The sequence below is a fragment of the Variovorax sp. P1_H12_2 genome, from assembly GCF_056405335.1.
The window spans coordinates 1-10,110 of the sequence record NZ_JBFUCI010000250.1; the positions used below are offsets into that span (position 1 = coordinate 1).

At 64.2% G+C, this 10,110-nt stretch carries 8 protein-coding genes; all 8 read right to left on the reverse strand.

Going from position 1 to position 10,110, the window contains the following annotated elements; translation table 11 throughout:
• Positions 1-116 precede the first annotated feature (116 nt).
• Positions 117-968 carry an SDR family NAD(P)-dependent oxidoreductase gene (locus AC1D2K_RS22200; protein WP_478091023.1) on the reverse strand — a complete coding sequence of 284 codons (852 nt, stop codon included), beginning with the start codon at positions 966-968 and terminating at the stop codon, positions 117-119.
• A gap of 11 nt (positions 969-979) precedes the next feature.
• Positions 980-1,882, reverse strand: coding sequence for a tripartite tricarboxylate transporter substrate binding protein (locus tag AC1D2K_RS22205; protein WP_478091025.1), 903 nt, complete (start codon positions 1,880-1,882; stop codon positions 980-982).
• 135 nt (positions 1,883-2,017) lie between these two features.
• Entirely contained in the window at positions 2,018-3,073 is a 1,056-nt protein-coding gene (locus AC1D2K_RS22210) for a beta-keto acid cleavage family enzyme (RefSeq protein WP_478091027.1), read from the reverse strand.
• A 161-nt stretch (positions 3,074-3,234) separates the two neighbouring features.
• A complete protein-coding gene (locus AC1D2K_RS22215; RefSeq protein WP_478091028.1) occupies positions 3,235-4,326 on the reverse strand; it encodes an AraC family transcriptional regulator in 1,092 nt (363 codons plus the stop codon).
• A gap of 134 nt (positions 4,327-4,460) precedes the next feature.
• The gene (locus AC1D2K_RS22220) at positions 4,461-5,780 is read right to left on the reverse strand and encodes a glycerate kinase type-2 family protein (RefSeq protein ID WP_478091030.1); all 1,320 of its coding nucleotides are present in this window, start codon (positions 5,778-5,780) and stop codon (positions 4,461-4,463) included.
• A gap of 10 nt (positions 5,781-5,790) precedes the next feature.
• On the reverse strand, positions 5,791-8,583 hold the full coding sequence (gene ppc, locus AC1D2K_RS22225; protein ID WP_478091032.1) for a phosphoenolpyruvate carboxylase: 2,793 nt from the start codon (positions 8,581-8,583) through the stop codon (positions 5,791-5,793).
• 87 nt (positions 8,584-8,670) lie between these two features.
• Entirely contained in the window at positions 8,671-9,402 is a 732-nt protein-coding gene (locus tag AC1D2K_RS22230) for a GMC family oxidoreductase (RefSeq protein ID WP_478091034.1), read from the reverse strand.
• A gap of 10 nt (positions 9,403-9,412) precedes the next feature.
• The coding region (locus tag AC1D2K_RS22235; RefSeq protein ID WP_478091036.1) for a GMC family oxidoreductase at positions 9,413-10,110 on the reverse strand (698 nt) is incomplete at its 5' end.

Here is a 10,110-nt window from a genome sequence, read left to right on the forward strand (position 1 = left end):
GGCATAGACCACGTCGCCGAGCCTGAACACCGCGAGGTCGTGCCCGGCCGTGCAGACGTGGCGGCCCCGCCCCTCGGACAGGGCGTCGAGCGCAATCAGCGGTATCCAGTCGGCCATCAGATCACTGCGCCGCCATTCGGGCTGATCACCTGTCCGACGAGATAGTGTTCGTCCGATGCCAGGTAGACGGCGAGCGACGCATATTCCTCGGGCCGGCCGAGGCGCCCGAGCGGCATCATCTGGAACAGACGGTTCTTCTGCTCGTCGGTCGCCCGCGCAAGGTAATCCTCGAAGGGCGGTGTCTGCACGCCGCCGCAGGCGATCGCATTGACGAAGATGTTGGCGCCCGCGGCGTCCAGCGCCGTGGTCTGGGTCAGGCTGATCACGCCGGCCTTGGTGGCCGAATAGCCGGGGCTGTGCGTGCTCATCGCGCTGAGGCCGGCGACCGAGGCGATGTTGATGATCTTGCCCGAGCGCCTCGGCTCCATCAGGCGCAGCGCCGCACGGGTGCAGTAGAAGACCCCGTGCATGTTGACGCCCCACCACTTGAGCCAGTCGTCGTCCGACAGCGACGAGACGATCCCCAGCGACTGGCGGGGCATCGGCGTGGTCATGTACTGGTAATGCAGGTTGCGCCGTGCTTCCTCGGCTGGCGAGGTGGGCACGCGTGCGGCGTTGTTGACCAGGATGTCCACCGCGCCGAAGCGCTGCACCGACTGCGCGAACATCGCATCCACGGCGGCGCTGTCGGACACGTCGCAACGCAGCGCCAGGCACTCGCTGCCCTGTGCTTCCAGGCGCGACTGCGTGTAATCGAGCGCCGCCGGATCGATGTCGCACAGCACGAGGCGCGCGCCTTCGTCGGCCATCGCCGCGGCGATCACGCCGCCCAGGCCGGGGCCGGCGCCCGTGACGAGTGCTACCTTGCCGGCCAGGCGGTCGGCGCGGGTCCTGCTTTTGTTCACCATGTCGTTGTCTCTCATTCAGGCTTGTAGTTCACCGACTCGAGGACTTTGCCTATGGCCTTGTAGTCCGCGGCGAGCGTCTTCGACATTTCCTCTGGCGTGGGCGGCTTGGCGGTGTTGACGCTCATGCCCAGGCCCGTCAGGCGGTCACGGATGGCCGGCAGCGCCAGCGCCTTGAGCGCCTCGTCGCGCACGCGCTGCTGCGCGGCGGCTGGTGCATCAGGCAGCGTCCACAAACCCTGCCAAGCGGTCCTTGTCATGTCTTTGTAGCCCAGTTCGGCCAGCGTCGGCACGTCGGGCAGCGCCTGTGAGCGCTCGGGCGAACTGACTGCGAAGGCCCTCAGCTTGCCGGCCTTGATGTGTGGCAGCGAGGTTGGCTGGCCATCGAACATGAACTGCACTTGGCCAGCCATCAGGTCCTGCAGCGCCGGCGGACTTCCCTTGTAGCCGACGTGCTGCATATCCAGGCCGGCGGATTTGTTCAGCAACAGACCCATCACGTGCGACAAGGTGCCCGGCGAGTAGGAGGCGAAGTTGATCTTGCCCGGGCTGGCCTTGACGTAGGCCACCATCTCGGCCATGTCCTTCGGCGGCAGCGCCGTGTTGCCGACCATCACCAGGCCACCCGTGGCCAGTTCGACCAGCGGTTTGACGTCCTGGAGCGGGTTGTATCTCGGCTTCACGGTGTGCGGCGTCTCCGAAAACAAGCCGTTCACCGCCAGCAGGTACGTGCGGCCGTCGTGCGGTGCGGAGAGAAGCGCCTCGATCGCGATCGCTCCCAGGGCGCCGGGCTTGTTGTCGACCACGATCGGCTGCCCCAGGCCCTTGCTCATCGCCTCGCCGAGCAGCCGCGCAATGAAGTCGGATGTTCCGCCGGCCGGAGCGCCGACGATGAGACGAATGGGCTGGTCCGACAACGGCCTTGCGGATTGTGCGGACGCCGCGATTGAAAGGACGGCACCGGCTGCAGCGAGCAGTGCCCGCCGGCGGTGGGGTGAGGACAGGGTTTTGGGGGTTTGCATGGCTGTTTGAAGGCGTGGGGGGTGCGCGGTTCAGGCGGCCAGGCGCAGCGGCACGCCGCGTTCGCCGGGTTGCCGATTGGGGGCGTAGCCGAGTCGAGCCAGCGTCTCATCGGCGCTGCCATATCGCTCGCCGATGTGATAGAGCCGCTTGGCCTGGTCCCCGGTGGCCACCTCGCGATGCAGTTCACGGGCGATGCGCACCATCTGCTCGACCTGCTGCGCGCTGGACATGCGTTCGCCCTTGCGGCCCCAGAGGTTGTCCTCGATGCCCACACGAACGTGCAGGCCCAGCGCGATGGCCATCGTGTTCAGCGGCAGCACGTGGCGCATCAGGCTTTCAATGGTCAGCACGGCACCGGACGGCACGCGGCGAACGAACTCCATCATGTTGCAGGGGTTTGGCCCGTCCAGGCCACCGCCGATGCCGACCCAGTTGAGCACCAGCGGGCCGGTGTAGACGCCGCGGCGAATCAGCCGCTCGACTGTCTCGAGCTGGCCGGCATCACCGAGCATGAAGTGCGGCTGGATGCCGGCAGCTTGTAGACGCCGCAGGTGCTCGGCGACGAAGGCCGGACCCGACGGGATGGTCATCTCGGAGTACGCAGCCTGGTAGGCCGGCTGCGCGAGCGAGGTGCCGGCCACGTCGTCCGCATTCATCAGCTCGAAGATGTTCATCTGATTGGTGTTGATGGCAATCGTCACCTGGTCGGGCTTCGGATTCAGCTCGGCGAGCATGTGCCGCGTGTCGTCGCTGAGCCACCGCGCATCGTCGCCGTCGCCCTCGGGAGCGAACGAGATCGATCCGCCGACCTGCAACAGCATCTTTGGCACCGCCTCGCGCAGCCGCGACAGCATGTCGTTGAACATCGACAGGCGCTTGCTGCCCTTGCCGTCGGCTTCTCGCACGTGAACGTGCAGCACGGTGGCGCCGGCGTTCCAGCAATCGACCGCCTTCTGAACCTGCTCATCCACCGTGACCGGAATGTCGTCGGAGTCGCCCGGCAGGAACTGCGGTCCGTAGGGCGCGACCTGGATCACCAGGGGCTRCTGGGTCTCGGGCAGGAGTGAGTCGTCGAGGAATTGCATGGTCGGGTCTTTTCCTTGAAGTCCGGTTGATGAGTGAGCGCGCGGCCGTCGGCGAGGCCAATGATGCGCATCCGGTCCGTCATACGCATGACATCCTGGGTCACAAAATTACCTTTGCGGGACACCACGGGAAAACCCGCGACTTCGGGCGGCGCGGTGTCTCAGTGGTGCGCTTGCCGCCAACGCGTCGGGCTGTCGCCGAACTCGGCGGTGAACCAACGCGTGAATGCACTGGAGTGCGCGAAGCCAAGCATGTCGGCCACCTCGGACAGGGCCAACCGGGCGTCGCCGACCTGACGTTGCGCGAGCTCGCGCCGCACCTCGTTGACGATCACGGCGAAGCTCAGGCCCGACCGCGCCAGGCGCCGATGAACGGTGCGCCGATCCATCCCGTAGTAGCGTGCGACTCGCTCGGCCGAGCATTTGCCCGAAGGCAGCAGCATCTGCACCAGGCGCCTGAGGTCGGCGGCGAACGTGCGCTCCGAGCGAGCGGCGTCGGCCATCGCTTCGACCCAGCCGCGGACTTGGCGCTCGAACTCGGGGCTCGACGAGTGCATCGGCGCGCGCAGATCCGCCGCGCGCAGCGTCAGCGCATTGAGTGGCTGGTCGTAACCGATCGGCGCACGGAAGAAGCGCCGATGGCTGTCGGTCTGCCGCGGCGCGGAATGGGCCAGTTGCACCTGCACCGGATTCCAGTCGGGCCCGAGGAAAGTGCGCAGGGCGTTGATTGCGCCGCCGACCATCATCTCGGTGGACTGCCGCATCGCGACCGGCTCGCCGAAGTCGAGCCAGATCGCCAACACTGCGTACTCGCCTGCAGGCTCGACGCGCATGGATGCCGCGCGATTGTGCAGGAACATGTAGTCGACCAGCGTCTTCAGCGCGGCACCGACGTCGGGCTCTTCGCGCGCCAGGATGCCGATCGGGCCCAGGGTCGTGATGCCGCGCATTCGCGCAATGCGCAGCCCGAGGTCCTCGCAGCCGGTTTCGAGCGCGGCCAGTTCGAGCAGACGGTTGACGCGCACCGCGTCGAGCTGCATATCGGGCTCGATCAGCGCGCGCGTCTCAAAGCCGACGCGCACAAGCAGGTCCACCGGATCGCTGCCGAGCTGGCGCACGACTTCCGGGAAACCGATCAGCACTGCCGCTCGGACGGTGCCTCGATCAGGTGATGCGACGGTCATCGGCCCGTTCTCGTGGATAACTCTGGAATGAGCCAGTATGGCAATACGGTGTCTCGCAATGGTAACCATAGTGGATTGAAGCTGCCCGGTCGCTTCTCCGTTGCGGCCTGGTTGTCGGCAGAGAAGGTGTATATGGGCGTTGAATGCGCAGGGCGGGCTCCTTCGCCAAGGACTCGCCAGCAGCACAACATCGGTCCCGGGATTCAGAGAATCAGGATTGCTCGAAAGTCGTTGACGTTGGTGTGGGTGGGCCCCGTGACCACAAGGTCGCCGATCGCCGCGAAGTAACCGTAGGCGTCGTTGCGATCCAGACAGGCCGCGAGCTTGGGGCCAGCGGACTCAGCGCGTGAAAGCGTATCGGGAGTCACAAAAGCCCCTGCGTTGTCCTCAACGCCATCGATCCCGTCCGTGTCGGCCGCCAGTGCCCACACCTCCGGCTGTCCCATCAGCGCAACGGCCAGGCCCGTACAGAACTCGCCAGCTCGACCGCCGCGGCCCTTCGGCGTGCCGGCCGGGCGCTGGCGTATGGTGACGGTGGTCTCGCCCCCGGACAGTACGACGCATGGCCGCGCGAAGGGCTGGCCAAGCCGAGCGATGGCGCGTGCCAGCGCGCCGTGCACCTTGCCGACTTCGCGAGACTCTCCCTCCATTTCATCGCTCAAGATGTGGGCCTCGATGCCCCAAGCACGGGCCGCTGCGGCGGCCGCCTCCAGCGATTGCCGTGGTGTTGCGATGAGGTGCGTGGCATGTCCCGCGAACACCGGGTCACCTGGCTTGGGCGTCTCGAGTGCTCCGCTTTCCAGACGAGCTCGCACAGCGCCGGGTACCTCGATGCTGTAGCGCTCGAGGATGGCCAGCGCTTCGGCGCAAGTCGTCGCGTCGGGCACGGTCGGGCCACTGGCGATCGCGGACGGGTCGTCGCCAGGAACATCGCTGATGGTGAGCGTCACAACCCTGGCCGGCGCACAGGCCGCAGCCAGGCGGCCGCCTTTGATGCGCGAGAGATGCTTGCGCACGCAGTTCATATCGCCGATGCTAGCGCCCGATTCGAGCAATTGCCGATTGATGCGTTGTTTGTCCGCCAGCGTGAGACCTTCTGCCGGTAGCGTGAGCAGCGCCGAACCTCCGCCGGAGACAAGGCAGAGCACAAGGTCGTCCGCGGTGAGGCCCTCGGACAAGGCCTGGATGCGCGCGGCCGCATCCAGGCCGGCTTTGTCGGGCACCGGGTGAGCAGCTTCAACGATCTCGACGCGCTGGGCCAGGCCTTCTGGCCTGGGAGGGACATGGCCATAGCGAGTAACCACGAGCCCTTCAAGCTTCGCATCCGCCGGCCAAAGCGCTTCCAGCGCCTGAGCCATCGAGGCACCGGCCTTTCCGGCACCCAGTATCAGCGTCCGTCCCTTGGGCGGAGTTGGCAAGAAAGAACCCATACTTGCAAGCGGCAGCGCACGGGTCACCGCGGCGCGGTACAGATGTTCCAAAAAGCCGCGTGGCTCGAGATGCGGTTGGGGTGGAGCTTGCATGGCGATCGTGTCAGCCCGTGTTGCGAAGTCCGGAAGCGACTCCGTTGATGGAGATATGAATGCCACGCTGCACGCGGTCACTCCGATCAATGTCTCTGTATCGCCTCAGGAGCTCGACTTGAAGCAGGTTGATCGGATCGATATAGGGAAAGCGGTAGCGCAGAGACAGCTGAAGCTCCGGGTTGTCCTGGATCCGACGACTGGCGCCGGTGATGAGCAAGAGCGCGTCGGCAGTGCGGTGCCATTCGGCCTCAATCATCGCGAACACCTCCTCGCGCAGCACGCGGTCGCCCACGAGCTCGGCGTAGCGCGTGGCCAGTTGCAGATCGCTCTTGGCCAAGACCATGTCCATGTTCGACAGAAGCGTTCGAAAAAAAGGCCAGTTCGCATACATGCTTTGCAGCAGCGCGGTGCGCTCTTGTCGCTCTACATCGCGGGCGTCGTCGCCAAGGAAGCCGGCCACCGCACTTCCGAAACCGTACCAGCCGTTGAGAGTGAGGCGACACTGGCCCCAGCTGAAGCTCCAAGGCACGGCCCGCAAGTCTTCAATGTTGCGCTTGGGATTGCGCGAAGCGGGCCGAGATCCGATATTGAGCTCGGCGATCTCTAGAATCGGCGTGGACCCGAAAAAGTAGTCGACGAAACCAGACGTCTCGTACACCAGCGCGCGGTACGCAGCCATGCTGGTACGCGACAGCGTTTCTGCAGCGGCCATGAAGTTGGCCGGCGCGGTCTTGGACGACGCAAGGAAGGTTGCTTCCAGCGTTGCCGCGACCAGGGTCTCAAGATTGCGGCGGCCAATTTCGCGGTTGGCGTACTTGGAGCCGATCACCTCACCCTGCTCGGTGAGCCGCAACTGCCCGCGCACGGTGCCCGGCGGCTGCGCCAGGATGGCCTGGTAGCTCGGGCCGCCTCCGCGCCCCACGGTGCCTCCACGACCGTGGAACATGCGCAGTCGGATCTTCTCATCCCGTCCTTCATTGAGCTCGTCGAACAGCTTCACGAGCGCCATGCCGGCTCGGTACAGCTCCCAGCTACTGGTGAAGATGCCACCGTCCTTGTTGCTGTCGCTGTAGCCCAGCATGACATCCTGCTCACCACCCGAGCGGCGTACAAGTGCATCGACGCCCGGCAATGTGTAGAAGGCACGCACGATCGGGGCGGCGTTGCGCAAATCCTCGATGGTCTCGAAAAGTGGCACGACGATCAGATCAGAGACTGCGTCTTCGCTCAGAGTGCCGCGCATCAGCCCCACTTCCTTCTGCAGGAGCAAAGCCTCGAGGAGGTCGCTCACTGTTTCCGTGTGACTGATGATGTAGTGACGGATTGCTGCACGTCCATACCTGGCGCGAGCGGTACGGGCCTGCGCAAAGATGGCCAGCTCGCCCATCGTGAGCGGCTCGTAGTGGCCGTCGGGCACTCGCAGAGGACGGGCATCGTCAAGCAGCTTGACGAGAAGCGATTGTTTGGCGTCTTCCGACAGACCGGTGTAGTTCGATTCAATGCGCGCGACTCTTAGCAAGTCGGTCACCACAGCCTCGTGCTTGTCGGAGCTCTGCCGCAAATCAACGGTCGCGAGGTGGAAACCGAACACCTCCACCGCCCGGATCAATGGCCGGAGGCGATGGTAAACGAGTGCACTGCCATGCCTTTCCCGCAGCGATTTCTCGATCGTTCGCAATTCAGCCAGAAACGCTTCGGCATTCGGATATGGATTCTGCGGCTCAACAGCATGACGGGCCGCTACGCCGCCCGTCAGTTCGCGTAGCGAGGACGCTAGGCGCGCATACATGCCAGTTAGCGCCCGGCGGTAGGGCTCATCGAGGCGATGCTCGCTCGAGTCGGGCGACCCATCAGACAGCGCCTGCATCTCGGGCGACACATCGACCAAGGCGGCCGACAACGACAACTCTCCACCCAGGTAGTGCAGCTCGGTAAGGTAGTGACGAAGGGCCAGCTCGCACTGGCGGCGCAGCGCGTACTCCAGGGTTTCGGCAGTGACGTTCGGGTTTCCGTCGCGGTCGCCACCGATCCATTGGCCCATGCGGAAGAAGGAAGCGATGTCCTCGCGACCCAGGGCCCTCTCCAGGTCCGCATAGACGCGGGGAATCTCACGCAGGAAAGTCGCCTCGTAGTAAGCGAGCGCGTTCTCGATCTCATCGGCTACCGTGAGCTTTGCAAAGCGCAGCAGACGCGTCTGCCAAAGCTGGGTGACRTGGGCACGGATCCGCAGTTCATTCTCAGCGAGCTCGCGCGGGGTAAGCGCGTCCTTCTGGCCTGCGAACATCCTTTGTCGCGCGCGAATCTCATCGCGCGTGGTCAGCAGAGCTGCAATGCGGCGCTCGGCATCGAGGATGCTCTTGCGTTGCACTTCGGTCGGATGGGCAGTGAGTACGGGCGAGAGGTAGCTGTACGCAAGCGAGGCGGTCACTTCTTCCGAGCTGACGCCAGCGTTGCGAATACGCGCCAGCGCGAGATCGAGGCTTCCTTCTATCGCGACGTCTGCACGCTCAGCCGCCGCGCGGCGACGGATCTGGTAACGATCCTCCGCGAGATTGGCGAGGTGGCTGAAGTAGGTGAAGGCTCGGATTACGAGAACCGTCTCTGCGGCCGAAAGGTCTTCAAGCAAATCCTTCAGCGCTCGATCGGCGGAATGGTCGGCGTCTCGGCGGAAGGTGACGGAGAGTGTGCGGATCCTCTCGACAAGGTCAAAGGTTTCCCCACCCTCCTGATCGCGGATGACATCACCGAGGATGCGACCCAGCAAACGAATGTCTTCGACCAAAACCCGTGTGGTACTCAAGGGAATTATCCTATTCAGGCCGAGGCTCGTTCCGAGCCTCGGGTTTCTGTGTGAAGTGCGCGAAGAGGCGCATCGGCGCTATGCGAACTACCGGCTCGTCTTTATGAGGTCAGCGGCCTTTTCCGCGATCATCATCGTCGGGCCGTTCGTGTTGCCGCTGATAAGCACCGGCATGATCGAAGAGTCCACCACGCGCAGTCGATCGATACCTCTGACTCGTAGCTGCGGGTCGACGACAGCCGAATCGTCTGTACCCATCTTGCAGGTGCCAACTGGGTGGTAGTCGCAGCACGCATACTGACGGACATAGCTCGCGATCTGGTCGTCAGTCTTGGCATCAGGCCCCGGCAGCCGTTCCACCTTCGCATACTGCGCGATCTCACGGTGTGCCAGAACCTCTCTGATGGTCCTGATGGCCACTATCGACTGGCGACGATCATGAGGATCACTGTGGTAGTTTGGATCGATGAGCGGTTCCGCTCGTGGATCAGCTGAGCTCAATGTGACCGAGCCAACGCTCCGCGGCCTGAGAAAGGTTGAGTTGATCGTGAATCCATGCCCTTCGAGCTGGGTCTGGCCGCCCCTGACCACCATCGCCGGCGCGATGTGAATCTGAAGGTCCGGCCGGGTCGCGCCCTCACTCTTGAAGAAGCCGCCACCTTCGACGATTACCGACGCTGCGGGCCCACTTCGGGATAGCAGCCAGCGCATGCCATGGAGGATCGCTTTCGGATAGCGGTCCTGACCGTCGTAGCTGATCGGGTCCTTCAAGCTCACGACGACATTGGTGTTCAAATGATCTTGCAGGTTCTTTCCCACGCCCACGAGGTCATGCACTGATTGCACCACTGGAGACGATCACCTCGACGTCGGCGCGCAATGTCTCGACGGACCTGCCTCGCGCAATCTCCACGCCCACTGCCCGGCCGTTCTCGGTGACGACCCGCAGCACTCTTGCGCCGGTCAGGACCTTGAGATTCGGTCGATTGCGGGCGCTGCCCAGGTAGGACACTGCGGAAGAACGCCGACGCCCGTTGCGACAGGTCACCTGGTACAGCCCCGAGCCATACATCGTCTCGCCGTTGAAGTCGGCGTTAGGTGGCAGGCCGTAGGCCTGAATCGCCTGAATGAACGCCCTGCTGAGGACGTGGGGCGAGACCTGGTCGGATACCCATAGCGGCCCGCCCTGGCCATGAAACCTGTCGTTCAGACGCGCGTTGTCTTCCGACTTCCGAAAGTAGGGAAGCACCTCCTCGTACGACCATCCCTCGTTTCCAAGAGACGCCCAGTTGTCGTAGTCCTCCTTCTGACCTCGGATGTAGATCATCGCGTTGATCGAACTGGATCCGCCCAGCGTCTTTCCCTGCGGATACCAGATTCGTCGGTTGTCGAGATACCTCTGCGGCGTCGTGTGAAATCGCCAGTTCACGCGCGGGCCGAACAGTTTCCCAAGTCCCCCCGGAATGTGGATCATGGGATTCAGATCGCGGCTGCCAGCTTCGAGCAGCAGCACTCTGACCCGCGGGT

What these genes read in the sequence shown, in the direction of transcription:
- AC1D2K_RS22215 (WP_478091028.1), bottom strand. Translation starts at nt 4,326, where the DNA reads ATGGTTACCATTGCGAGACACCGTATTGCCATACTGGCTCATTCCAGA.
- AC1D2K_RS22220 (WP_478091030.1), bottom strand. Translation starts at nt 5,780, where the DNA reads ATGCAAGCTCCACCCCAACCGCATCTCGAGCCACGCGGCTTTTTGGAA.
- AC1D2K_RS22200 (WP_478091023.1), bottom strand. Translation starts at nt 968, where the DNA reads ATGGTGAACAAAAGCAGGACCCGCGCCGACCGCCTGGCCGGCAAGGTA.